Source organism: Chitinophaga sp. 9-1-y, assembly GCF_059511905.2.
Genome location: NZ_CM197955.1, coordinates 5,440,816 through 5,466,841 on the forward strand (window position 1 = coordinate 5,440,816; position 26,026 = coordinate 5,466,841).

General features: G+C 46.7%; 18 protein-coding genes. 12 read left to right on the forward strand and 6 right to left on the reverse strand.

What is annotated here, in order from left to right:
• Positions 1 to 15 precede the first annotated feature (15 nt).
• The 3 genes from AC5ZC7_RS21525 to AC5ZC7_RS21535 all read left to right on the forward strand — a co-directional run bounded on the left by AC5ZC7_RS21525 (position 16) and on the right by AC5ZC7_RS21535 (position 3,948).
• Positions 16 to 903 (forward strand): alpha/beta fold hydrolase, encoded by an 888-nt coding sequence (locus AC5ZC7_RS21525; RefSeq protein WP_496158987.1) that lies wholly within the window; start codon positions 16 to 18, stop codon positions 901 to 903.
• 296 nt (positions 904 to 1,199) lie between these two features.
• Positions 1,200 to 2,405, forward strand: coding sequence for an FAD-dependent monooxygenase (locus AC5ZC7_RS21530; protein ID WP_496158986.1), 1,206 nt, complete (start codon positions 1,200 to 1,202; stop codon positions 2,403 to 2,405).
• A gap of 52 nt (positions 2,406 to 2,457) precedes the next feature.
• Positions 2,458 to 3,948, forward strand: coding sequence for an amino acid permease (locus tag AC5ZC7_RS21535; protein WP_511911267.1), 1,491 nt, complete (start codon positions 2,458 to 2,460; stop codon positions 3,946 to 3,948).
• A 139-nt stretch (positions 3,949 to 4,087) separates the two neighbouring features.
• Here AC5ZC7_RS21535 and AC5ZC7_RS21540 read toward each other — a convergent pair whose 3' ends face one another.
• The 5 genes from AC5ZC7_RS21540 to AC5ZC7_RS21560 all read right to left on the reverse strand — a co-directional run bounded on the left by AC5ZC7_RS21540 (position 4,088) and on the right by AC5ZC7_RS21560 (position 12,936).
• Entirely contained in the window at positions 4,088 to 5,503 is a 1,416-nt protein-coding gene (locus AC5ZC7_RS21540) for a cation diffusion facilitator family transporter (protein WP_496158984.1), read from the reverse strand.
• A 74-nt stretch (positions 5,504 to 5,577) separates the two neighbouring features.
• Complete coding sequence (locus AC5ZC7_RS21545) at positions 5,578 to 6,717, reverse strand: efflux RND transporter periplasmic adaptor subunit (protein WP_496158983.1); 1,140 nt, start codon at positions 6,715 to 6,717, stop codon at positions 5,578 to 5,580.
• A 19-nt stretch (positions 6,718 to 6,736) separates the two neighbouring features.
• Positions 6,737 to 11,098: a CusA/CzcA family heavy metal efflux RND transporter gene (locus AC5ZC7_RS21550; RefSeq protein ID WP_496158982.1), complete on the reverse strand. Its 4,362-nt coding sequence runs from the start codon at positions 11,096 to 11,098 to the stop codon at positions 6,737 to 6,739.
• An 87-nt stretch (positions 11,099 to 11,185) separates the two neighbouring features.
• Positions 11,186 to 11,566 (reverse strand): hypothetical protein, encoded by a 381-nt coding sequence (locus tag AC5ZC7_RS21555; protein ID WP_496158981.1) that lies wholly within the window; start codon positions 11,564 to 11,566, stop codon positions 11,186 to 11,188.
• Positions 11,567 to 11,634: 68 nt separating this feature from the next.
• A complete protein-coding gene (locus tag AC5ZC7_RS21560; protein ID WP_496158980.1) occupies positions 11,635 to 12,936 on the reverse strand; it encodes a hypothetical protein in 1,302 nt (433 codons plus the stop codon).
• 118 nt (positions 12,937 to 13,054) lie between these two features.
• Here AC5ZC7_RS21560 and AC5ZC7_RS21565 point away from each other — a divergent pair, with 118 nt between their 5' ends.
• The 9 genes from AC5ZC7_RS21565 to AC5ZC7_RS21605 all read left to right on the forward strand — a co-directional run bounded on the left by AC5ZC7_RS21565 (position 13,055) and on the right by AC5ZC7_RS21605 (position 24,186).
• Positions 13,055 to 14,173 carry a hypothetical protein gene (locus AC5ZC7_RS21565; RefSeq protein ID WP_496158979.1) on the forward strand — a complete coding sequence of 373 codons (1,119 nt, stop codon included), beginning with the start codon at positions 13,055 to 13,057 and terminating at the stop codon, positions 14,171 to 14,173.
• A 113-nt stretch (positions 14,174 to 14,286) separates the two neighbouring features.
• Positions 14,287 to 15,084 carry a hypothetical protein gene (locus AC5ZC7_RS21570; protein WP_496158978.1) on the forward strand — a complete coding sequence of 266 codons (798 nt, stop codon included), beginning with the start codon at positions 14,287 to 14,289 and terminating at the stop codon, positions 15,082 to 15,084.
• Between the two features lie 14 nt (positions 15,085 to 15,098).
• A complete protein-coding gene (locus AC5ZC7_RS21575) occupies positions 15,099 to 15,998 on the forward strand; it encodes a LysR substrate-binding domain-containing protein (RefSeq protein WP_496158977.1) in 900 nt (299 codons plus the stop codon).
• 78 nt (positions 15,999 to 16,076) lie between these two features.
• Positions 16,077 to 16,346, forward strand: coding sequence for a hypothetical protein (locus tag AC5ZC7_RS21580; protein ID WP_291916351.1), 270 nt, complete (start codon positions 16,077 to 16,079; stop codon positions 16,344 to 16,346).
• A 141-nt stretch (positions 16,347 to 16,487) separates the two neighbouring features.
• Positions 16,488 to 17,054, forward strand: a complete 567-nt coding sequence (locus AC5ZC7_RS21585) for a sigma-70 family RNA polymerase sigma factor (RefSeq protein ID WP_496158976.1) — start codon at positions 16,488 to 16,490, stop codon at positions 17,052 to 17,054.
• A 112-nt stretch (positions 17,055 to 17,166) separates the two neighbouring features.
• Complete coding sequence (locus AC5ZC7_RS21590; protein WP_496158975.1) at positions 17,167 to 18,225, forward strand: FecR domain-containing protein; 1,059 nt, start codon at positions 17,167 to 17,169, stop codon at positions 18,223 to 18,225.
• 229 nt (positions 18,226 to 18,454) lie between these two features.
• On the forward strand, positions 18,455 to 21,634 hold the full coding sequence (locus tag AC5ZC7_RS21595; protein ID WP_496158974.1) for a SusC/RagA family TonB-linked outer membrane protein: 3,180 nt from the start codon (positions 18,455 to 18,457) through the stop codon (positions 21,632 to 21,634).
• A gap of 17 nt (positions 21,635 to 21,651) precedes the next feature.
• Entirely contained in the window at positions 21,652 to 23,130 is a 1,479-nt protein-coding gene (locus AC5ZC7_RS21600; protein WP_496158973.1) for a RagB/SusD family nutrient uptake outer membrane protein, read from the forward strand.
• Positions 23,131 to 23,190: 60 nt separating this feature from the next.
• Positions 23,191 to 24,186, forward strand: coding sequence for a TolB family protein (locus AC5ZC7_RS21605; RefSeq protein ID WP_496158972.1), 996 nt, complete (start codon positions 23,191 to 23,193; stop codon positions 24,184 to 24,186).
• Between the two features lie 235 nt (positions 24,187 to 24,421).
• Here the strand turns inward: AC5ZC7_RS21605 and AC5ZC7_RS21610 are convergent, their stop codons facing one another.
• Positions 24,422 to 26,014 (reverse strand): hypothetical protein, encoded by a 1,593-nt coding sequence (locus AC5ZC7_RS21610; protein ID WP_496158971.1) that lies wholly within the window; start codon positions 26,012 to 26,014, stop codon positions 24,422 to 24,424.
• Positions 26,015 to 26,026 lie beyond the last annotated feature (12 nt).

Genomic DNA, 26,026 nt, shown 5'->3' on the forward strand with positions numbered 1-26,026 from the left:
TTAATCTGGATACTTATGACAACTACATTAACCGGCACTGCACAAACGCAATACCCAGTGTACCACAAAACACTGAAAGTCGATGGCCTTAATATCTTTTACCGGGAAGCAGGTGATCCTACCAAACCTACGCTGCTCCTGTTACATGGATTCCCTTCTTCTTCCCACAATTTCAGAACACTGATCCCCTTACTGAAAGATCAATTTCACATACTGGCACCCGATTATCCTGGTTATGGATTCAGTGATATGCCAGCGATGACTGACTTTGATTATACTTTCGAAAACTATTCGCTGATCGTTGAAAAATTCTTACAGCTGAAAAGCGTAACCAAATGCAGCATGTATATCTTCGATTATGGCGCGCCGGTAGGAATGAGAATCATCCAACGCAACCCCGCCATATTAGATCGCCTGATTGTGCAGAATGGAAATATTTATGCAGAAGGATTAAGCGACATCCTGAAATCATACCGGAAAAATATCGATGAAAATACGGAAGCATCCCGCGCCAAAGTATACAGCGCATTCGAACTGGAATACACTAAATTCGAATACCTACACGGTGTGAGCGATTCTACCAAAGTGGCACCGGAAAGCTACCTGCTGGATCAACTGCTGATGGACAGACCCGGTAACAAAGAGATCCAGTACAAATTAAAATATGATTATCGCTTCAACATCGCGGAGTATCCAAAATGGCAGGAAACTTTGCGCAAACTTTCACCGAAAGTGCTGATTGTTTGGGGAGAAAATGATCCGGTATTCCTGAAACCCGGTGCACTGGCTTACAAAAAAGACATGCCTGATACAGAAATGTATTTCTATCCTACCGGGCACTTTGCATTGGAAGAATATGCAGTGGAAATAGCCGCAAGAATTAAACACTTCTTACAACACTGATCTGCCAATTCATACTACACACTAACAATAGAAAAAGCTGTCTCATAAATAAAATGAGGCAGCTTTTCCATTTTTATATTTAACGGCTTTATTTGGTAATCAGAAACCTGGTTGAAATATGCAGGTTCTTCCCATATTACGCCCGGTATTTCCCTGAAAATATTTGCGGTTTTAAAGATCGCCCTTCTTTTTCACCGCTGTAATCATTCCTTTCACCGACAAATTCCCTTGATTTTACCTGCTTTCCATTGTTGCTCCCACCTTGCGCCGATAGTTTTGCATCATAAACTCTTTATATGATCAACAGTACCCAATCGCAACATGTATTGATTATTGGTGGAGGTGTGGCCGGTCTTGCGCTGGCATTATTCTTAAAAAAAGCAGGTATTAACTGCACCGTTTATGAAGCCTATGCTTACAAAGGAGAAGCTGGTGGAGGAATGAACATTGCCCCCAATGGCATGAATGTACTGGCTGCACTGGGTTTGGCAGATGAATTGGCGGCCCGCGGCGCAGTTACACTGGAACACTGTTTCCGGAGTGAAAATGGCAAAGTACTGGCACGCATTCCTTATGGAGATATTCATAAGTATGGACAACCCGGCGTGAGTTTGTCCAGGGCGCTGTTATATGAAGTATTGACAAGGGAAATCAACCAATCGGGTATTGAAATAAAATACAATAAGCGATTACAGTTTATCGAAGAATCGCCCCGTGGCATCACCGCCTGGTTTGAAGACGGGGACAGCGACAGCGGTAGTATCCTGATTGGTGCAGATGGTATCCGTTCCAAAACCCGGAGTCTTATTTTACCTGCCGGCCCCACCCCTGGTTTTGTAGGCGTGGTAGGCGTAGGTGGATTTGTAAAGCTGGAAAAAGTACCGGAGCTTACCCAGCAAGAATTAAGCAGTTTAAATTTCACCTTCGGCGCCAAGGGATTTTTTGGTTACTGTGCGGCTGACCAGGGGTATGCCATGTGGTGGTCTAATTTGTATGCAGAGCAGCCTATGAATGAAGCCGCCTTGCGGGATACATCGATGGATAAATTACAGGAAGAAATGCTCAGCATTTACCAGGATTTTCACGCACCGGCTGCGGCACTGATTAAAAACACGGAGCGCCCCATCCGGCAAAATATCAGCGATATTCAATCCCTTCCTACCTGGCACAAAAGCCGCGTATTACTCATTGGAGACGCCGCGCATGCGGTAAGTCCCAATGCTGGCCAGGGTGCTTCCATGGCGCTGGAAGATGCCATGTACCTGGCTAAATTGCTCCGCGACGGAAACGGGGATTACGAAAAAGTATTTGCACAGTTTGAAGGCGGCCGCAAAGAACGTGTGGAAAAAATTGTGGCGGAAGGGCGGAAACGCAGTGTAGGCAAAAAAGCCATAAGCCCCTTCCAGGCAAAAATACGCAACCTGATGATGAGCTTTTTCCTCAAACTATTTGGTATCAAAGGAGTCGACTGGGTATATCGATATAAGATTGACTGGGAGTAATGCCCCCCTATTTCAAAGGAGAAAGGGCAGCCATCAGATAAATGGAGTAAATATGTTTATCTTTTTGCTGAAATTAACTCAAATTGCAATCTTATCCAGCGCATTTACATTGAAAGCAAGCACTACTAAACCAGCAGACCAGCAACTGCGGAGAGGACTACAAAACAGGCATATTCAGCTGATTGCCCTTGGTGGCGCCATTGGCACGGGCTTATTCCTGGGCATTGGCCCGGCAGCCGTACAGGCAGGGCCATCTGTTATTTTAGGTTATGCCTTTGCAGGCATCATCGCCTTTTTTATTATGCGACAACTAGGGGAAATGGTAGTAGAAGAACCGGTATCCGGTAGCTTCAGTCATTTTGCTTATCAATATTGGGGCACCTTTGCGGGCTTTGCATCCGGATGGAACTATTGGGTATTATATATCCTGGTGAGCATGTCTGAATTAACTGCCATCGGCATGTACGTCCATTTCTGGTGGCCGGGCATTCCGTTATGGTCTTCCAGCCTTTTCTTTTTCATTGCCATTAATGCGCTCAACCTGAGTTCCGTTAAAGTATACGGAGAAGCGGAGTTTTGGTTTTCCATTGTAAAAGTAGCTGCTATTGTGGCCATGATTGTTTTCGGCAGCTACCTGCTGATCAGCGGTAGTGGCGGATCTCAGGCCAGCATACAAAACCTGTGGAACGACGATGGCTTTTTCCCGAAAGGGTTATTGCAGTCGGATGGGAAGGGAGGCTACCAGGGATTATTTGCGGCCATTGCCATGATCATGTTTTCTTTTGGGGGTCTGGAGCTGATCGGGATCACGGCAGCGGAGGCGGATAACCCGGAAAAAACGATTCCGAAAGCCACCAACCAGGTGATTTACCGTATCCTGATTTTTTATGTAGGCGCCCTGATTATCTTATTTGCCTTATCTCCCTGGAGAAGCATCACCACAGACAGCAGTCCTTTTGTGACGGTATTTGAAAGCCTGAAAGGTTTCCAGTTTACGCTCTTCGGCCATACCATTTACTTCACCAGCCTGATTGCCAATGTATTGAACCTGATTGTACTCACCGCCGCGTTATCTGTTTACAACAGCTGTGTGTATAGCAATAGCCGGATGCTGTATGGCCTGGCTGAACAGGGGAATGCACCTAAGTTCCTGTCTTCTTTAAATAAAAATCATGTACCGGTAAAGGCTATTTTGGTATCCGGTGTTTTTGCCGCCGTATGTATTGTGATCAATAAACTGATCCCGGAAAAAGCGCTGGAAATATTGATGTCGCTGGTGGTATCCTGTTTGATTATCAACTGGCTCATGATTACCGTGGTACACTTCCGCTTCAAACGCACGAAAAGAGAAGCACAAATAAAAACGAAGTTCCCTTCTTTCTTATACCCGGTATCGAATTATATCTGCCTGGTGTTCCTGGTAGGCATATTAACGCTGATGTGCATTACCGGTATGTGGGTACCGGTAGCCATGATTCCGGTGTGGGTGATCTGTTTGTTTATTTGTTATCAATTGGTAAGAAGAAATAAAGCGCAGGCTTAACCTGCTTTGATATTATAAAAAAAGTGAGGCGAATTGCCTCACTTTTTTTTATTCCCATGGGTAATACATTCTTTCCACTACCCTATTCCATCTTAACGCTCATTGTCATGTCCGGAAACGGACAACAAAAGCCACTGGTTTATCTCAGAGGTTCCGGATCAATATGCACACGGATAATGTCCGGCACTTCCAGTTTCAGTGCACGTTCCAGGTCATACATGATGGTATGGGTATATGCCAGCGAGGTATCGCCGGGCAAGAAAATAATCAGGGTAACTACCAGCCCTTCTTCTGTTTCCAGCACTTCATCGATCTTCACATTGGGCCAGGCTTTTAATTTAGTTAACGCCACCTTTACGCGTTCAAATGCTTCCACCTGGCGCCTGGCGGTTTTGGGCATTTCATTTCTTGGTTCAATATGTACGGCTACTTTCACCGGCCTTGGGAATTCCTGTATCAGCGCAGATTCCAGCAATTCTGATTTGGTATGTGCTTCCTGCAGGGTCACCTCTTCTGATACTTCCAGGTCCAGTTCAATTCTCATTTCCTCTCCTACCACGTAAAGGTTCAGGTTATGAATACGCAGGTCCAGGCGGGCTGCCACAGATCTTACGGTAATACTATACGGCTCATCGGTGGTATGAATGGGTTGTGCGTGTACAATCACCACTGCTTCGGGGTCCAGTTCTTCTTTGATGGCGTATTCTATAGTTTTGGTGAGTTCGTGTGCTTTTTCAAACGTTAAGCTTCTGAGCGTGCCTACACTGGCTTCTACATAAGGCTTGTTTCCCACGAAGCGGGTTTTGACCGTCACGGCGCCGGGTACTACCCCATAGATGCGTTCCACCCGTTGCTGAAGGCGGGGTTGCAAATCTTCCGGTACGTCGTCCATTAAAGAGCGGATGGCCTGCGATCCAACGCTCCACACCGATTTAAATGCGATGCCTACCACCCCCAATGCGGCAATAGCATCTGCACGTTCCACCAGCCAAACAGGTAATGGCAGGTATCTTCCTAAAAATATAAATACCAGTCCTACTAATATGGCGATAGATCCCAGCATATCATTGCCGAAATGTTCTGCATCCGAGGCCAGTGCCTGACTCTGATAAAGCCGGGCTGCCTTCTTCAAGGATCTGACCCGCATAAAATCAACCACAATGCTGATAATGATGATGGCAAATGACCAGATGGTCACTTCCGGCGCACCGGGTTCCCATACAATTTTAACGATGGCATGGTAACCAATAATCAACGCAGTAGCACCCAGTAATATCATACCGGCAAGCGCCCCCAACGACTCTGCTCTTTCATGCCCATAAGGGTGATTGGCGTCAGGCGGTTTGGCCGCCACGCGTACGGCCACAAAGGTGACCAAGGTAGACAGCAAATCCAGCAGGGAATGTATGCCTTCTGCAATCAGACCAAGACTACCCGTCAGGACGCCGATAATAAATTTGATAGCAGCAAGACTGCCGCTGGCAATTACTGAGATCGTAGTAATCTTACTTTTACTTTGTACGTTAGCCGCTTCAGGGACTACCATATTTGCCATAATGCTGATTAAAAAGCGAATGTATGCGTAAATAGCCTGGTATACCAAAAAAATACACCAGGCCAGTCATTTTATTATCCTTCCTCTCCGCTGTTCTTCATTTTCATCAACAGCGTATATGCATTCCGGGTAACGATGGGTTGCGCTCCGATATTACTTTTAATTTCGGTATAGCCGCCATTGCTGGTACCAATTTCTACCGGTGTCATTATAAATTTATTATTTCCTGCTGATACAAAAATATAATGTTTGTTTTCCCACTTCACCACAGCATCATCCGGCACCGCGGTAACATTGGCATTTTGTAATTCAATCTCCGCATTCATGAACATCCCGGGTAACAAACGCTTATCATATTTTTCAAAATGACAATGCACTTCTCCGGAGCGGTTTTGATCCACGTTGCGGGTGATCAGGTGTATTTTGGCGGCATATTGTTCCCCACCATTATTGGTATAACATTTTACCTGCTGACCGGGTTCCAGGCTGCCCAGGTCTTTTTCAAACACCGTTAAACTCAGGTGTAAATCAGCCGGATTAATCAGCTCAAACAATACATCTGTGGGGTTTACATACTTACCGGTATTCACATTTACTTTAGTAACATAACCGCTGATGGGCGCATACACGGCTATGCTCCGGGTGATGGTTTCCTCTGTTAATTTTTCGGTATTGATGTTAATCAGTTGCAGCTTTTGTTTCAGTGAACTAACCATAATTTTCTGCGCATCAAACTCACTTCTTGCCTGCTGAAACACCTTGTCGCTGTTCGCTTTGGATTCATTCAGTTCTTTCTGGCGCACAAAGTCCGCTTCCAGGTAGCGCAGTTTACTCTTTGCCATTAAATAATCCTGTTGCAGCTGGATGTATTGCGGATCTTCCAATACGGCCAATACCTGGCCTTTGGCCACCTGCATACCGGGCAACAGCTGCATGCTTTTTAAATACCCACCTAACGGCATGCTTACTGATACGATGTTTTGTGGTGGCACATCCACTACCCCGTTTACACGCAGGGTGCTGTGCATATCTTTCCGCTCAGGTGGGTTGACGGCTACCCCGGCGGCTTTCATTTGTTCGGGTGTGAGTGTTACTTCGTTAGTCAGAGTGGCTGCTGCCGCTTTGGTGTCAGGAGCTTTCTGTGGTGCGGGGTGCTCTTTGCAGGCGGTTAAAATAACGACCAGGCTATATAGAAAGAAGGTTATCTTTTTCATGAAACTGAATTTAAAAATTTTAGTGAAGGGCGCTTAATTTTTCGATGGTGAAAGCAGCATTATTCAATTCTTCTACCATGGTAAAATAATTACCTCTTATTTCCATGGCCTGGTTCACCAGCACTACCCATTCTACATAACCAATTTCCCCGATGGCCATACGCTTACCGGCGCCGGCCAGGATGGTAGCGGCATTCTTTAATAGAACGGTATGCGTGCTATAGCGCTTTAAACGATTGGCATACACGGCTACTGCATTCGTTAATTCGGATTGTAACTGTTGTTTGGTAGCATCCAGTTCCTTTTGCTGCTGTTGCACAAAAATACCGGAAGCACGGATACGCGAGCGTTGCGCCCCACCAAACAATGGAATGCCGATGCCAGCGCTTACAGAGGAAAAACGGTCTCCTCCACCAAAATATTTTTCGTCGGTGCCTACCCGCTGGTATCCGATGATGCTCATATTGTTGTAGCCCAGGTTCAGCGTAGGTAACAACTTGCTTTTCTCAAGTTTATTTTCCTCCATACTCCGTTCCAGCAACTGCTCACGCAACGCGATGGCGGGTGTGCGGCCAATGTAACTGGTATCCGGCATATCGTTCAACGGGTATATCAGCGCAGTTTCCACCGGGATCACTTCTTCCCCTGTATTCAGCAATCTCCTTAACTGGTTCCGCAGCACGGCATCGTCTGTTTGTAATAAACTGAGCTGGTCGGCAATCTGCAGGCGTTGATTCTCTGCGGTAGAATGCTCCAGGGTATTTACGTCGCCGGTTTTAAATCGTAAGTCAGACTTTTCCAGGAACACCCGGTAAATGCTGTCGGCTTCCAGCAACAATTGTTTCTTTTGCTGTAATACCAACAGGGAATAATATACCTGCCTTACCTGTGCTTTCAGTTCATATTCCTGTTGCCGTGTATTAATTTTACTAAGCGATATATTGGTGTTGTTAATACTCCGCTGATGTTTATATACCGACGGAAATTGTATGCCCTGGGAAATGGTAAAACGATTATCGTTGGCCACGCTGTTAATTTTTCCGTATTCTACTCCTACGTTCGTTTTATCCAGGTCGAGGTGGCTTTTCTTCAACGACTGATAATATTGTTCGTTGATTTTAGCCGATTGCAGCTGCAAATTGTTTTTCAGCGCCAGTTCCACTGCTTCCTGTACGGTGAGCCGTTGCTGTGCCTGGCTGGCAGCCGGTACAGCTAACATTGCCAACACAATAACTGCCGTTACAGATTTACGGAGTTTAAAATACTTAAATCCTTTTTCAAAGAGGATATACAATACCGGCAATACAAATAAAGTAAGCATCGTAGAAATAATTAAACCACCAATGACCACGGTAGCCAATGGTTTTTGTACTTCTGCACCGGCGCCATTACTCACGGCCATGGGAATGAATCCCAGGGAAGGTACCAGGGCCGTCATCAGCACCGCACGCAATTTGGATTTGGTACCATGGATCACTACTCTGCCCACATCATCCCAACCTTCTTTTTTCAGGCGGTTGAATTCTGATACCAACAGGATACCATTCAATACCGCCACACCAAACAACGCAATAAATCCAACGCCGGCGGATATACTAAAAGGCATGTCCCGCATCCATAAAGCCAGGATACCACCAATAGCAGATAACGGGATGGCCGTATAAATCAGGAGTCCCTGTTTAACAGAATTGAAGGCAAAATACAGCAGCATAAAAATCATCAGCAAGGCAATAGGTACTACCAGCGACAACCGTTCTTTAGCCGCCGTTAAATTTTCGAAAGCACCGCCATATACGATAGAATACGCAGGCGGCAATTTCAGCTGTGTGGCTACTTTCTGTTGCAGTTCCCTTACAATGGTTTGCACATCCCTGCCGGTAACGTTGAAGCCTACAATTATACGTCTGCGGGTATCTTCCCGTTGTATCTGGTTAGGTCCCTCTGTTTCTTCTACCGTGGCTACCTGGTCCAGTGGTATTTGCAAACCCTGCCGGGTAGGGATCAGGAGGTGCTGCACGTCCGATAAGTTTTTGCGGGCATCGTCTGACAATCGCACTACCATATCGAAGCGCTTCTCTCCTTCATATACCAGCCCGGTAGATTGTCCGGCGAAAGCGGTATTCACCACGCGGTTGATATCACTCACATTCAGACCGTATTTAGCCATGGCATCGCGGTTATAGTTGATGACTACCTGTGGCATACCGGTAACGGTTTCCACGTACAGGTTGATAGCACCATCCACGGTTTTTATGACGTCGCCCAGTTTGTTGGCGTAGAAAGCCAGCGAGTCCAGGTCTTCTCCAAAAATCTTACATACCACATCCTGGCGGGCGCCGGTCATCAATTCGTTGAAACGCATTTGTACCGGGAACTGGAAGCCTACACTCACACCGGGTACTACAGATAATTCTTTACTCATCTTCTCCGATAGCTCATCAAACGTGCGGGCAGAGGTCCATTCTTTTTTATCTTTCAGGATCACCATCATATCGCTGGCTTCCATTGGCATAGGGTCTGTGGGGATCTCCGCGCTTCCTATTTTGGTGACTACCTTTTCCACTTCCGGGAATTTTTTCAATAAGATAGCGGCGGTTTGCTGCGTAGCCTTCACCGTGGTATTGAGGTTACTGCCTGTCAGCAAGCGGGTTTCCACGGCAAAGTCGCCTTCTTCCAATTCAGGAATAAACTCTCCTCCCATGCGACCCAATATCACAACAGCAATTACCAGTAGTACCAGGGTGCTGGCGATGATGGCTTTCGGAAACCGCATCATCGTTTTCAGCGCGGGCTGATAACGTCTTTCCAGCCATACCATCATGCGGTCGGCCAGGGAAGGTTTATGACTGATTTTTTTGCTCAGGAACAAGGCGCTCATCATCGGCACATAAGTAATCGACAACAGGAAAGCGCCGAGGATGGCAAAGGCCACGGTAAAGGCCATGGGCTTAAACATCTTGCCTTCAATACCCTGTAATGATAAAATAGGAATGTATACAATGAGGATGATGATCTGGCTGAATACGGCAGATTTAATCATGGTACCGGTAGAAGCATTCACTTCTTTATCCATAGTATTTTGATCTACTACGCTCAGCTTACTGAAATGTTTGGAGTGTGTAAACCGGTGCAGGATCGCTTCTACCACAATCACGGTACCGTCTACAATCAACCCGAAGTCGATGGCGCCCAAACTCATGAGGTTACCGCCTACGCCAAATTTATTCATCAGGATAATGGCAAACAGCATAGATAGCGGAATCACGGAAGAAACGATCAAACCTGCGCGCAGGTTACCGAGGAAAAACACCAGTACAAACACTACGATGAGCGCACCTTCTATGAGGTTTGTTTCTACTGTTTTAATGGCGTTGTTCACCATTTTGGTGCGGTCCAGGAAGGGTTCTATGACCACGCCTTCCGGGAGAGATTGCTGAATAACGGCCACTTTATCTTTCACTCTTTTGATCACCGCAGAAGAGTTTTCTCCTTTCAGCATCATCACTACGGCGCCGGCTACTTCTCCTTTATCATTGAAACACATGGCGCCATAGCGGGTAGCAGCGCCCAGTTGCACGGTGGCTACATCGCGTATCAGTACCGGGATACCGTTATCCAGTGTTTTCACTACTATTTTCTCAATATCATCGATGTTCTTCGTGAGTCCTTCACTGCGGATATATAATACGGTGGGGCCTTTTTCAATATAGGCGCCACCGGTATTCTCGTTATTTTTCTCCAGGGCATCAAATACATCTGCAATAGAAATGTTGTTGGCCTTCAGTAGTCCGGGCTTTACGGCGATTTCATATTGTTTTAGTTGTCCGCCGAAGCTGCTCACATCTGCCACTCCCGGTGTACCCAGCAGTTGCCGGCGTACCACCCAGTCCTGCAACGTACGCAGTTCCATGGGACCATACTTCCCTTCGTAGCCGGGTAACGGGCGCACTACATACTGATATATTTCACCCAGGCCGGTAGTCACGGGCGCCATTTCCGGTGATCCTACGCCGGCAGGAATTTCCCGTTGCACCTGTTGCAGGCGTTCGGCAATTTGTTGCCTGGCCCAGTAAATATCTGTTTCATCGGTAAATACAATGGTCACCAACGACAATCCAAAGCGGGAAAAGCTTCTGAGCTGTTTGAGTCCAGGGATGTTGCTGCAGGATTGTTCTATGGGAAAAGTAATCAATCGCTCTACATCCGGTGCTCCCAGTGAGGGAGATACGGTGATCACCTGTACCTGGTTGTCGGTAATGTCCGGTACGGCATCAATAGGGAGGCGGGTTACTTCGAAAGTACCCCAACCTATCAGCGCCAGTACAAATAGCCCTATTACCAGCTTATTCTTTACAGAAAAGCTAATGATCTTATTTAGCATGTCCTTGTTTTCGTTAAATCAAGTAGAAATAAAATAGTGGCTACCACCTGTATGATACTGGTGGCAAGCGTACAAAGTAATGGCTGATTAAGCCCTGGGAGGACGGAAGAGTGAAGTCAACGCTGGTTCAGGCAGATAATTATCTTTCAGCGCAGGGTAATGAATCTTTATTTCAGAGAAGGTTTGCTGTTTTACAGCAACTACTTTGGCAAGTGGAATAAATGTATGATGCAGGGTATGCACATCTACCGTTTTGTAGGGCAGCTGCATATCGCGGTCGTTGTCGCCATCATTATCATCTTCTCCGCAGTAGTGCATACACAGGAAGTCCTTCACACTCAGATGCCGGTTAAGTTGATGATGCTCCTGGTAGTGCACAATGAGTGCGGGTATTTTGAGCAACTGGTCTAACGCAGTATGATGAAGTATGAAAATGAGCATCAATATGTATACGCCACATTTTTTCATATGCCGCAAATATAAATATTCTCCTACAAGGAACCCATTATTTTTGATGAACGCGGTATCTACAGAATTTATAGGTGAATCACCTGGTCCCCGTTGATGAAGCGGGTGTTTTTGATAGCGCCGGTGCCGGAGAAGCGGTACTGTAATCCAACAATGTCGGTGGGGGCGTGTGGAAAATTGAGGGTGTAGGCGGTTTGTCCGTTTACTATAAATCGCATTTCCCGGTTTTTCGCTTCTACGCGTAGCGTGGCCCATTGGTCCAGGTCGCAGCCAAACCCGGAGAGGTCTGCTTCGCGGCTTCTTACATTTTTGCCGGCAGCATATAAAAAGATGTCCCCCACGCAACCTTTGGCGCATAGCGGGATCATGATCACATCATTTTTACACAGTATGAGCACCTGTATCCGCTGACAGGCGGCACTACCCTGATGGAAATCACTTTTCAGGGTGGTTTCAAAAACAAACTGGTCGTTTTTCAGGGCGCCCATGTCCTGCACATTAAAAAAACGTAGTGCTGGTGCCGTAGGGTGTAAAGGGAGATGGTATTGCGATAATAATGCTTCATTCACGCTTATTTCCCCATTTTTTTCTACTTCTTCTTTTTTGAAATACAGCGGTACCCCTGTTTCATTTTCTATCATGGTGACCCAGCCATCAGAAGCAATCATCAGGTCATCTTCTTTTACTATTTGTTTGCCCACCATGAGTTTTGCCCGGAAATAACCGGGGGTATAGTAGATGGAGGAATAGGTGTTTTGGTCCATCGGCACCACTGCTTTACGGCTAATATCCCATGATTGCGCAATGAATACCGTGTCTGTAGCGGCAAAGGCATTATAATGAAAAATGACGGAGTTGGGGACGCCGGTACGCCGGATTTTATCACAACTAAAGGCAAAATTGGCTGGATTAACAGGGGCAATGGTTCTGCTATTTAATGACAACAGGCCATATGTGAGGACAGGTATTAGCAGCAGCAAGGCCCAGGCCCATTTGCGGCGACTGCGTTTGCCGGGTATTTTTTCAGGAGATGCCAATGCGGTGTTGACCAGCAGTTGCCCCGGTGCAGGCGTCGTGGTATCGGATTTACCGGGTGGCGCCTGATTTTTAAAATCACGCCAGTCTTTATATCCAACAAATTGAGCCAGCGTATTCAGCGTGGTAGTGGTAGGAATATGCGCGTATTTCAGTTTTCCCCATAGCCGCTTCAGGGTGGTAACGCTGAGCGTTACTCCCGTGTCTGTAGCGATGGCGATGCTCAGTGCTTCGAAGTCGTAGCTGCTCCAGGCATCGGCAGGCCCCCGGTTCAGGCGGGCTTCTGCCAATAACAGGCATCTTTTTATATCATATATTTCCTCACTATTAGTCATTGTTTATTAACATTTTACAGACTTGCACGCACTTGCACCAACTTGATGCAGCTTTGAATTGCATTAAAAATACGCCTCCTTCATCTTTGCCGGATATCCATTTAAAATAAAAAAGACCATGACAAAAACAGCTATGCGCGTATTGCTTTTATTGCTGCCGGTGTGTGCAGTGGCGCAATCCAAAAAGGGGACGATCCAGGTGCCACTCACGGCCGCCAACTGGGATTTTAAACCAGGTACCGTGGAGTTCTTCACGTACAAGTCTGTGCCGGCTATGAAGATATTAAACAGTATTGATTCTTCCGTATTAAAAAACTTTGACTTTACGGATGGCACCATAGAATATGATATAGAGCCGGTAGATTCCTTTTTTACGGCCTTTTACTTCCGGCGTGGCAGCAAGGCAGAAAGTGAGTGTTTCTACTTCCGTACAGGGGAGTCTGGTAACCAGGCGGCGGTACAATACACCCCTATTATTGACGGGGTGAATCTATGGAACATGCTGTATCACTACCAGAATGCTGCCTGGTTTGAGAAACAGCAGTGGAATCATGTCAAGCTGGTCATTTCCGGCAAACAACTGCGTGTATACGTAAACGATACCCTGCATCCCGCACTGGAAGTTCCACGGTTGGAGGGCAATTCCACCCATGGTACGCTCTCTTTCGACGGAAAGGTGATCATTGCCAACCTGGTAGTGAAGCCGGGGCAAACAGCTGGTTTGTCGCCGCAGGAAGGTGTTGACATTACCAACAACGATCCCCGTTACCTCCGTAAATGGATGATCAGCCCGGTGATTCCCATGCCCGAAAAAAATGATTTCCGCGACGCTTACCTGCCGGACAAAACTACCATGTGGGATACTATCCGGGCAGAAAGAAGAGGGCTGGTTAACCTGACCCGCAGATTTGGCGGTGCGCCCAATCGCGCCCGCCGGCTGGTATGGCTCAAAACAAATATCCATGCCGCCACAGACCAGGTGCGGCAATTACACCTGGGTTTCAATAATGAAGTATGGGTATTGGTAAACGGGAAGTTCCTGTATATAGATAAAAACACCTATGCCTCCCCTATTATGAAGCAACCCGATGGCCGATGCACCATAGAAAACAGCACCATCCAGCTGCCCCTCGTAAAAGGAGATAATGAGTTGCTGATTGGTGTAGCCAACAATTTTTATGGTTGGGGCATAATGGCACAACTGGATAAATTTGAACACCTCGTCACAGAAAGATAACCTCCGCAGTAGCCACGCCATATAGCGTGGCTACTGATATATAAGGATTATATATTTATGCCGGTTTTTCCGTTGATTAACATAAATTGATATAAATATCTTTTATATCTGCCATGAGAAAAACCATTACAGATGATGAATTAACGGGGCCGGTCCGGCAAATGAAATATAGGACCACTGACGCAGCCGGCGCCCAATACGATTATGAATTATCACACTATGATACGCAGGGCACCCTGCTGAAATGGGAAAAATATGATGCCGGGAATATACCCGTAAAACACATCTTATATCATTTCAACGACCACGGTATATTACAGGAAGAAACCCTGCAGGAAAGCAATGACCGGGTGGTATATAAAAACAGCTACTACCCTAACGGGCAATACAAAGAAACAGTGCAATACTATGGGGAGGATACTTATAAAACCCTATACGACGAAACAGGAAATGTAACCGCGCAATTTGAAAATAACCTGCCCACTGATATTGAAACCGATCCTTACAATGAACAGTGGGAAACCCAGTTGATCACGGATACGGATGGTCATCCGGCGGAGCTGGTACATTACTACGCCTACGGTACCCTGCACGATATCACCAAGCGGAAATACAATGCGCAGCAACAGCTGACGTATGAGGCTACTTTCGCGGATGAGGCGGCCCTTGCGGCCAACAAGCCGGATTCCATTAAAACCAACACCTATAATCAACAACACCATTTAACTACGTATATCCATGACCGTATAAACGAACAGGGTGATGTCTGGCGTACCATTTTCCATTATCGCTATCAATACGATGCATATGATAACTGGATAGAAAAAACTGAAACGATGAATAACAAAATTACCGGCTTCCAGGATAAGATACAGTTTATCCGGAAGCGGGAAATTACTTACCATCCCTAATTAACACCACCGATATGCTATCTAACCGTCACCTGATTTTTATGGAAGTAGCGCATCAGAAAAGCTTTTCCAAAGCCAGCCAGGCGTTGTTTATTTCACAGCCTGCCGTGAGCACGCATATCAAAGGGCTGGAAGAACAGTATCAAACGAAGTTATTTGAGCGGAAGGGATTACAAATTGAACTAACGGAAGCGGGACAGTTGTTGTACAATCGCCTGCTGACCGTCAGGCATATACAGCAGGAAACGGAGTTTGATATCTCTGTGATCCACGACCAGCAACAAGCTACGGGTATGCTCAACCTCGGCGCCAGCACAACGGCAGCATTGTATATCCTGCCTAAAGTGATGTCGGCCTTTCACCGGGAATATCCGCTGGTAGATATTTCCCTGCTAAACCGCAACAGTGAAATTGTGCTGCAGGCCTTGCTGGATAAAGAAATTAACATAGGTGTTACAGAAGAAAAAGGACAACTGAGCAACATTACCTATCAACCTTTCCTGAAAGACCAGATAGTGGCCGTGTGCAGCAAAAATAACCCGCTGGCGAAGAAAAAGAACTATGCGGTGAAAGACATCCTGACCATGCCGATAGCTATCCGGGAACGGGGCAGCGGCACACTGGAAGCCATTAAAACAGGCCTGCAAAAAAGTAAAATACGATTGAACGACCTGAAAATAAAAGTGCGGCTGGGTGGTACCGAAGCCCTGAAAAATTTCCTGCTGGAATCCGGCTGCGTAGGATTTCTGTCTACCCGCTCTATTGTAAAAGAACTGCAACACGGCGAACTGACCATCCTTCACTTTGACGGCCTGCGCATAGAGCGCAGTTTTTACTTTATTCAGCGAAAAGGCGAAACCAGCGACCTGAACAAGCGATTCATCAAAATGGCCAAAAGCATTTATAATTTATAATTATAGGTCATAATAATTTCCAATAGACAAAATTATAGGTATAAGCCTACATTTGAATACCACAAAATGTATTTTTCTATGAACATGCTTTTTTATTATGATGAGTTATACAAAGCGGCTGTAGAAAGAATCAATAAAATTGTCGATATTTCTGTACAGCAAAAAAACTACTTGTTATCAACGCTTAAAAGTCAGGCTCCTTTCTTATCAACCACGCAAGAAGATATAGACCTCGTTGCACAGCGCATGATGAGTTCATTAGGTTCTATTTTATGCCCGGATGCAGCAGCCGATTTTGCCGGCGGCAGCAAACTGCTTGAAATGGAAATGCTGTATAACGGAGAATAAAAATATTCATAGGAATGAAGGCAACCCTTCATTCCTATGAATACATCAACAGCTGTTTACCCCTCAAGGCTCCCCGCCTATTTCCACGCCCTCCCCGCAATAATGTAGCAGGATATCATCTTTTTTTGTAGCTTCCCACCTGTGCTGAGGTCGTCTTATACAACAGATAGTAATGAACAATATGTTGCCTTATACCGGCAACACTATCCTTATTTATTCAAAACCGGCCAAAATGCAGGCTTTACGCCAGATATCATCAAAGACCTCATCAATCAAACCTTCCTGGCTTTCATAGAAAAAAACATCGACTGGTCACAGATAGAACAGCCCAAATACTACATTGCCAGCAGCTTTAAAAACAAACTCACCGACTATGCCCGCAGCAAGGGTAAAATGTACACGATTCCGGATACGGAAACTACGGACGACAGCATAGAGGAAAAAATCATCCTGACGGAAGAAGCGGCACAACTGAAAGCACAGATGCAACAGGCCTACCAGGCTTTGCCTCCCCGCTGCCGCCTCGTGATCCGCCTCAAATATTACGAAGGACTGACCCACGACCAGATTGCCGCGCAAACTGGGCTAAGTCACCGCAGCATTTATAACAATCTTTCCGAAGGCTTAAAAGCCATGCGCCTCCTCCTGGAAGATAAATCCCAGCGCCCTACTCATTTACGCGCCCTGCTGACCCTGTGCATGATCTGAAACATAAGCGGGTGGCTGCGAACCACATCTCCCGAAAAAAGTTATAAAAAACTTTACAAAAAGTTGGTACATCCGCTACTTCCGGCCGTCTGTTATTTATAAATACGGCGGAATGACCAAAATTTACACGTACGAAGAACTGATCACCCACGATACTTTCATCGCCTATTGCACCACGCACAACGCCGATGCAGCGCAATACTGGGCTGCTTACCTGGCGCATTTCCCGGGCGAAGCGGCCAATGTGGAAAAAGCCAGGCTGGCCGTACAACAACTGCATGCCGCCCTCACTCCACTGGCCGCAGACGAAGCCGCTACGGAATTCCGTCAGCTGCTGGAAGCCCAACAGCCAGACCGGATACCCACTTTGCGCATTTGGTACAAACGGATAGCCGCAGCAGCCGCCATTGCTGTTACCGCAGGAGCCGGCGCCTGGTACTGGCAACATGCCACTCCCAAAGCCGTCCTCCCGGAAGTGGTACAATCCCTGCCCGGCGAACGGAAGTCGCTGGTACTGGCCGATGGCACCAAAGTAAACCTCAATGTGAACAGCCAGCTGCAACTCCATCCGCAATTCAAACAAGGCGTCCGGGAAATCACTTTACAAGGTGAAGCTTTCTTCGATGTACACCAGGATGCCCAACATCCTTTTATTATCCATACCGCACATATGGACGTAAAAGTACTGGGCACCACTTTTAATATTATGGCGTATAAAAATGACACCAAAACAGAAACTTCGCTGATCAGCGGCGCCGTGGAAATAACGCTGAAAAGCAAACCAGACAATCACATTGTGCTAAAGCCCAATGAAAAAATCACGTTAGAAAATGGTATACTGTCGCCCAACAACAACAACCATAGCATGGCCATACAGGTTAGCAAAACAAGCCTGCAATCCAAAAATCAGCTGATCGCTGAAACCGCCTGGACCAACGATAAACTGGCCTTTAATGACGAAACACTGGCAGAAGTAGCACATAAACTGGAACGCTGGTATGGCGTACAGATCCAGGTAGACAGCAGCATTGCGGGTAACTATCACTATACGGCCGTTTTTGAGAAAGAAACACTGCCGCAAACATTGCATATCCTGCAATTAATTCTACCATTTCAATATACCATCAATGGCACGGAGGTAAAAATAAATAAACAGCATATCAACCAATGAGAATTACAAATCCGTAATTCGTAATTCGTAATTCGTAATTCGTAATTCGTAATTAAAAAAGGGGAACGATGAACATCCCCCTTCAGTTCAGTTAGTATTACCGTACTCCCAACTTCGCGGGCGTGGAGCCGGTAATGATTTAGCAACTAAACAATTCAAATCTATGGAAAAAAACAGGCAATTCCGAACCTTCGGAACGGGGCCGTTATGGGCTAAAATGCACTTGAAAATGAAAATGCTGGCAATCCTTCTATGTTGTTTTGTGATGCAATCCACTGCGATGGTCTATTCGCAGGATGTAAAGCTCACCCTGAAGGCAGAAAATGTTCCACTGAAAAAATTCTTTAAACTCATCGAAAACAAATGCGATTATCATATCGCCTACAGCAGCAACCTGCTGTCCAATAACCAATTGGTTAATATCGACGTGGTAGACCAGCCGCTGCAACAGGTACTGCAAACTGCCCTCGCCAATACCCGCCTCACTTTCCAGGTTATGAGCGATCACCTCGTCATCATCAAAATGCGGGAAAACACCCCACCACAAGAAAAAGATATCATTGTAAGAGGCGTTGTAAAAAACGCAGCCGGCCAACCGGTACCCGGTGCCACCGTATTAGCCGGCAAAAAAGTAGCCATCACCGACCAATACGGCCGCTATGAAATCAGCACCGCTCCCAACGACATACTCTCGTTCAGCTTCATCGGCTACGAAAAGCAGGAAGTAAAAGTAAATAACCACGCCATCATCAACATATCCCTCGAAGAAAAAAAGGGCGCACTGAATGAAGTAGTGGTAGTAGGCTACGGCGCACAACGCAAAAAAGACCTCACCGGCGCCGTAAGCACTGTATCCGGCAAAGAACTGGAAGACAGACCCGCCACCAACTTCGGCTACTCCCTGGAAGGCAAGGCCGCCGGCGTACAGGTAATCCGCTCCTCCGGCAAACCACAGGCAGGCTTCTCTATCCGCGTAAGAGGTACCACCTCCATCACCGCCGACAGCGAACCACTCTACGTGGTAGACGGAGTACCCAGCGCCACTACCTACGATATCAATCCTAACGATATTGAGAATATTGTAATTTTGAAAGACGCCTCCTCAGCAGCCATCTATGGCGCTGCAGGCGCCAACGGCGTAGTACTGATCACTACCAAACGCGGTAAAAATCAACAACCACAACTCGCCTTCAACACTTACTACGGCGAATCACAGGTCACCAAAAAATTACCGGTACTGAACAGCAAAGACTACATCGACCTGATGACGGAACTTGGCCAGGTAGCCGATTGGAGCAAGTATACCGCTAACACCGACTGGCATAACGAAGTATTCAGAAAAGCAGCCAGCCAGAATTATCAGCTGTCGCTCAACGGCGGCAATGATGCCACCGCCTACTACATCTCCGGCGCCTGGATGAAACAGGATGGCGTAGTACGCACCAATACCATGAACCGGTATAATTTTAAAATCAACCTCGATCAAAAAATAAACGACTTCATTAAAATAGGGACCAGCATCTCCTATTCCAAATGGTTCGATCGCAACGTAGATGATAGCAGAGGTACCGGCAACGGTGGCGTTATCATGAATGTACTCACCACCGCACCCGTGATTGGTGTTTACAACCCTGACGGCACTTTCACCGCCAACCCGTTACGCTTATCGTTTCATAACCCCGTGGCCTACACCGATGGTGCTACCAACGGTTTCAACAACAGCCGCTTCTTTGGCAATGTGTATGGAGAAGTAAAAATTTCACCCAGCCTGAAATTCAAAAGCCTTTTTGGCTACGATCAAACTACCGGCAGATACAACTACTTCCTCGATCCGTATAAAACTGACTGGGGACGCGTAAACAAAGGAGTAGCCGACCTTAACACCGATCAAACCATCTACTGGCTGTCGGAAAATACATTGAGCTTCTCCAAAAAAATGGGTAAACACAGCCTGGACGCACTCGCCGGCTTCAGCGTATCGAAAACCAACACCGAAACATCTGCCATCGAAACGAAGAACTTCTCCGGCATCAGCGTACCTACTGTAAGCGGTGGCGCCGTAGTAAACTTCGCTACCGGTACCCGCATTGCCCGCGCAAATGATGCATTGATCAGCAGAATTAACTATACCTACGCAGATAAATACCTGTTCACGGGTAACTTCCGTGCAGATGCTTCTTCTGTATTTGGTCCGGGTAACCGTACCGGCTACTTCCCTTCTTTCTCTGTGGGATGGCGCATTTCAGAAGAACCTTTCTTTAAAAGCATCCCTAACGTAGACGAATTAAAACTGCGTTTCGGTTGGGGTAAAGTAGGTAATGACCATATCGATGCTTACGGCTGGTATGGCAAAGTAGGCACCGGCGCCAGCTATATCCTGGGCGGTGTGGTACAACCGGGTACTGCTCCCCTCACACCGGAGAACAGGAATCTGCGCTGGGAAACCACCACACAAAATAACATCGGGTTAGATGTAGCCGTACTGAAAACAAGAATTAATCTCTCTGTAGATGTATACCGCAAATATACCCACGACCTGCTCTTCGACAAGCCACTGGCTACTTCCAGCGGGTTCACCGGCGCGCTGCAAAACATCGGCAAACTGGAAAATAAAGGATTGGAAATTACCGTGAACACCAAAAACCTGGTGGGCGCATTAAAATGGAATACCGATTTCAATATCTCCTTTAACCGCAATAAAGTAATTGACATCGGTCACGAAGTACTACCTGTAGGCATGATCCCGCAACGGGAAGAAGCGGCGCTGATCCGCGAAGGTTCCCCACTGGGCACCTTCTGGGGATATGTGGCTACCGGCGTAGATCCTAAAACCGGAATGATGACTTATGCCGACCTGGATAAAAGCGGCGATGTAAGCGATGGCGACAAAACCGTGATTGGCAACGCCAACCCTAAGTTTACATACGGACTCACCAACACCCTCAGCTATAAAAACTGGCGCCTCAGCATCTTCGTGCAAGGCGTACAGGGCAACGATATCTTTAATGGTACCCGCATAGAAATTGAAGCCATGAATGATTTCAGGAATCAGTCTACCGCCGTATTACGCCGCTGGACCAAAGAAGGACAAATCACTGATATTCCCAAAGCAGTACCTGATGATGCATCCAATACCCGCATCTCTTCCCGCTTCGTGGAAAATGGTGCTTATGTACGTCTGAAAGCACTCACCCTGGGTTACCAGCTGCCTGATGCACTCGCCAAACGCATGCGGTTAAGAGGTGCCAACATCTACCTGACAGGTGAAAACCTGCTCACTGCCACCAAATACTCCGGTTACGATCCGGAAGTAAGTGCCTTCGGCGCACAGAATGGCGCCATGGGTGTTGACTTCGGTACCTATCCGCAAACCAGGCAGCTGATTGCCGGATTGAACATTTCTTTCTGATCTCCTAATCTTATTATATGCGCAACAAAATATATTTCCTCTTACTATTAGCTGCTCTCACCAGCATGAGCGGGTGTAAGAAATTCCTGGACCTGGCGCCTGAATCCAGCGCTACCACCGGCAACGCCTACCAAACTGCCGAAGACATGGAAGCAGCACTGGTAGGACTCTACAGCACTTTCTTCGGAGAATATTTTATCTGGGATGATGTATTACTGGGAGATATCCGTGCCGACAATGCCTACTCCGGGGGAGATGACGCAGAAATTGACCAGTATGATAATTTAAAAATTGCTACGGTCAACAGCCGCATCTTCGCCAACTGGAAACTGCTCTACAATGGCATCTCCAAAGCCAACCTGATACTCGACAAAATAAAAGGCGTAAAAGATCCGGCACTCGATATCAATAATCGCAGAATCACCCTGGCAGCAGAAGCTAAATTTATCCGTGCGTACTGCTATTTTGAACTGGTAAAAAATTACGGTCCGGTGCCGTTGGTCTTTACCTTCGGAGATGTAGCACCCGCGCAGGCAAACGTACCCCGCGCTTCCGAAAAAGAAGTATATGCTGCCATTGTGAAAGACCTGGAAGAAGCCCTCGCTTTGCCAGCCGACTACGGACAAGGCTTATCACTCAATACTTCCCGTGCTACCAAAGGTGCCGTAAATGCCTTGCTGGCAAAAGTATACGCCCAGATGCCGGACCGCGATTATAACAAAGTCATTAGCTATTGCGATGCCGTAACCGGTTATGAACTCACGCCTTCTTATACTACCTTGTTTGACGGCGCTAACTATCTTAACTCAGAAGTAATTCTGCAGGTACAGTTTATTCAAAGCACGCCACAAGCCAACTGGGGTCCGCAGATGTTCCTGCCCCCTTCTCTTACTGGTGACGACTGGCGCAAATATGGTACGCCCTCCAAAGATCTCGTGAAAGCATATGATGATGAAGGCGATGACATCCGCAAAAATGCCAACATTCTTTTTGATAATGCATCCTGGTCTGACCAATACTGGAAACCCTGTGCCAGCGAAGGTTCTATTCCATTTACCTATAAATGGAAACATGCCAACGGCTGGGCCAGCGGTGACCATATTTCCCTGCTTCGTTTAGGTGATATCCTGCTGCTGAAAGCAGAAGCACTCAATGAAATTGGTCAACCTGCCGAAGCGTTGAACATCGTGAATAACCAGATTCGTAAACGCGTAAACCTGTCGCCTGTTCCCATGGCTTCTAAAGAAGTATTACGGGATGCCATCCTCAAAGAACGCCGACTGGAACTGGCCTTCGAAGGTCAGCGCTGGTACGACCTGGTACGTTTGAATAAACTCACTACCGTAATGGGCAACCTGAAAGAATATGTATTGTCTTGCAACAGCAACGCCAAAGTGCTCGTTGACTACGGCATTACCAACGACAAACGCCTATTGCCCATTCCACAAAGTGAAATGAACAGGAACCCAAAGCTCACACAAAATAAAGGCTACTAATTAATGAGGGGGTGTATTAAAAGTACACCTTCTTCTTTTTCACCTTCTAATCTTTATCATATGAAACTGCTATCGCTCAGTTGCAGCATCGTCTGCATTCTACTTTCCTGCGCCTGCTCCAAAAATGATAAGGCAGGCGCCAACAACACCACTACGCCCCCTGTAACCCACCCAGACACCGCTGTACCGGCGGCCACCCGGCCAACACTCAGCGGCAAACTGTTATTCCACCGCTACGATTGCTACGGTTGCGCAGATACCAAAATGTTCCTCTACAACTTCGCCACCAACCAGCTTACCTGGCTCAATCAAAACTGGAATATCGACTACCCCATGAACGCCCACTTCAATCCCGATGCTACCAAAATAGTATTCATGGGACAACCGAAAGGCTCCGGCGACTGGGACATTTATACCTGGGACGTGGGCAGCAGCAGCGTTCCTGTAAACCTCACAGCGGGCAATGGTCTCCGGGATGAAGATCCTAAATTCTCTCCCAACGGCTATCGCATTACCTTCAAACAAGATGGTAATCTCCGGATCATGGAATTGAATGGTAACGTTACCAACAATGTAACCAACACCCCTTCCATAGAAGAAGGAATGCCTTATTACACCGATGATGCCACCGGTTTAATCTTTGCGCAGGGCGCCGGCAGCGGATCAGACATCTACAAAATAAACATCGATGGAACCGGTAAAACAGCGCTGGCTAACACGGCCAACGTACAGGAGTATTACCCCATTACCCGCGATAACAACACCTTCCTGTACTCCAGGTGGTACAGCAGCTCCAATCAACACGACCAGGTATACATGGGTTACTTCGCCAATAATACCCGCACCAGGCTGCCATTCAATAACAGCAACGCGGACTATTCTGATGCCTTTCCCTGCGGTACAGACTATGTGATCATCTCCAGTACCCGCAACGGCACCATAGGTGCGTATGACCTGTATATTGCCAATATTACCACTGGTGATATATGGTCATTGAGTGCGTACAACGCGAATATTAACAGTACGCAAAATGAATTAGGAGGATGTTATAAATAGCGGAAAGCAGAAAGCTATTAAAGCGAATAACCAAAGCGTATTTTGTCTTTTTCAGGATTATACTGATTATACTGATTTCGAATTTTGATTTCGAAAGATGAAAAAGAAATTGGGAAGATATAAGCGGATAAATGCTTACATCTTCCCAAATCTTTTTAAAACAAAAAATCAGTATAATCAGTATAATCCTGAAAAAGACAAAATCCGCTAATATCTCCCGGTCAATAGCTGCCTGCTAAAAACAAATATCTTTTTTCAACGCTTGTCCTTCCGTCATGCCCCGTGTATTAAACTCCATTCTTTGCTGGCGGCCATTCGGATAGGTAACCCGGATTTCGTAATCGGTATCTTTTTCCAGCATCATGTTAATTTCCCGTCCGGGTGTGCCAATGAAGCACCAGCCCATCTCACGCTGTTTATTGTAGATATAGATACAGGCGTCGCTCAGTGATGGGCAAACGATGCCGGTAAATGGAATCACCAATCCAGGGGTGATTTTTTTCAGGGTGTATGTTTCTGGTGTGGTAATACTATAGATGTCATCGCTGCCTTTACCACCAGGACGATTGGAGGAAAAGTAAGTAGCGCCGTTGTTGCCGGTTACGAAGTAAAAATCATCGGTCGGTGAGTTGGTGGGATAGCGCAGGTTTTCGGGTGTACTCCATTGTGCTTTGCTACCAGTGGCATGGAAGATATCGAAGCCGCCCATACCTGGCCAGCCTTTGCTGGAGAAAAACAAACTACCGTCTGGTGCAATGGTAGGAAACTCTTCCTCACCGGGGCTATTGATAGCCGGCCCACAGTTGATGGGTGTGCCCCATTTTCCATCGCTTTGCTTATCACTGTACCAGATGTCTGTTCCACCTACGCCACCGGGCATATCGCTGGCAAAGTACAAGGTGTTGCCGTCGTTGCTGAGGGCAGCATGGCCAAGCGAGTATTGATCCGCTTTATTGTAAGGGAAAGGTACTGGCTTGCCCCATTTGCCGTCTTTATCTTTCTCTGAAGAAAAGAGTTCCAGGCGGCGATAACCATACATTACGCGGTGTTCTTTAACGCCGGGAATACGACGTTGCGGGTAGGTCATGGTTACATAAGTGGTACGATAATCCTTGTCGAATGCCGCAGGGCCTACGTGGTAGCGTGACCAGTTAAAAGAGGGGGAAAAGTCTTTGATATATACGCTACCGTAGTTAGCGGTATCTCCTACATACAAACCATAATAGTCACGATTGGTACGGCCATATTTATTCCGGTTAAAATGGCTGCCATTGGCTAGTTGATGGCGGTATAAAGTATCTGAAGTAAATACGATCCCATTGGGATAGTATGTAGCGCCCCAATCGGATTTAGATGTATTCAATCTTTCCACATTATTAATAAAAACAGGGGTGGGTGATGCTATCCAGCCAGGGGCGGCATCGCAGCCGGCGATGCGGTTTTTCACGGCTTCCTGTTGCGGCGGCGTTTGTGCATACTGGGTGTAGGCGGCTTTCGCTTCCGGGTATTTACCCAGGCTCATGAGCATATCACCATAATACAAACGGGCATCTGCCGGAGCATCCGTGCGGGCCAGCAGCTTTTCATACCAGTTGGCCGAAGCGGCATACCGGTTCATTTCCCGGTAGGAATTAGCCAGTCTTTCCAATACCAGCGTGGAAGTTTTCTCCTTCCGTTTGGCGGCTATCCGTTCGTACATAGAAGCTGCTTTGGCAAAATCATATTTGTTATAATAAATAGCTGCCTGCCTGTCTAACGACAACTGCTCCTGTGCCGATAAACAAGCCGCTGATAGTAGTAGTAGAATTATTCCAACATATTTTTTCATAGTATTTATTTA